The following is a 656-nucleotide window of genomic DNA, read 5'->3' on the forward strand; positions in this document are numbered from 1 at the left end:
GAATTAGAACATAATCTAGCAGAAAAAGAGAAGTGGGCATTACTTGAGGCTGTACGTAAGCCTTCTGAAATGGCAGATATTCATTATATTCGTCAAAAAGAACCCAAAGGCTTAGGGCATGCGATCTGGTGTGCTCGTAAATTTATCGGCAATGAACCTTTTGCTGTTTTACTTGGAGACGATATTGTGGAGTCTAATACACCTTGCTTGAAGCAGATGATGGATGTCTATGAAGAGTACGAATCATCTGTTGTAGGTGTAAAAGAAGTACCATGGGAACATGTATCTCGTTATGGCATTGTCGATTCTTCACCTTTGTCAGATCGCTTGTATCAAGCTAAAGGGTTGGTTGAAAAGCCAGCCAGAGAAGATGCTCCTTCTAATCTTGCGATCATGGGAAGATATATTTTAACGCCAGAGATTTTTAATATTTTAGGCGAACAACAAGTTGGCGTAGGTGGAGAAATTCAGCTGACAGATGCCATTTCTCAATTGGCATTAAAAGAAAGAATTCTAGCTTATCAATTTGAAGGATTACGTCATGATGTTGGTGAGAAAAGCGGTTTTGTACAAACAACGATTCATTATGCTTTGAAGCACCCTGAATTACGTGAGGAAACATTAAATTATTTACGTGAAGTATTACTGCAAGAAGA

The 656-nt window shown here is 38.6% G+C and carries 1 protein-coding gene; it reads left to right on the top strand.

Going from position 1 to position 656, the window contains the following annotated elements; all coding sequences use genetic code 11:
* Positions 1-656, top strand: a 656-nt coding sequence (locus PTI45_RS01520) for a UTP--glucose-1-phosphate uridylyltransferase (RefSeq protein WP_069325785.1), incomplete at both ends; no start/stop codon positions are given.

The sequence above is a fragment of the Paenibacillus nuruki genome (assembly GCF_001721045.1).
GTDB lineage: Bacteria > Bacillota > Bacilli > Paenibacillales > Paenibacillaceae > Saccharibacillus > Saccharibacillus nuruki.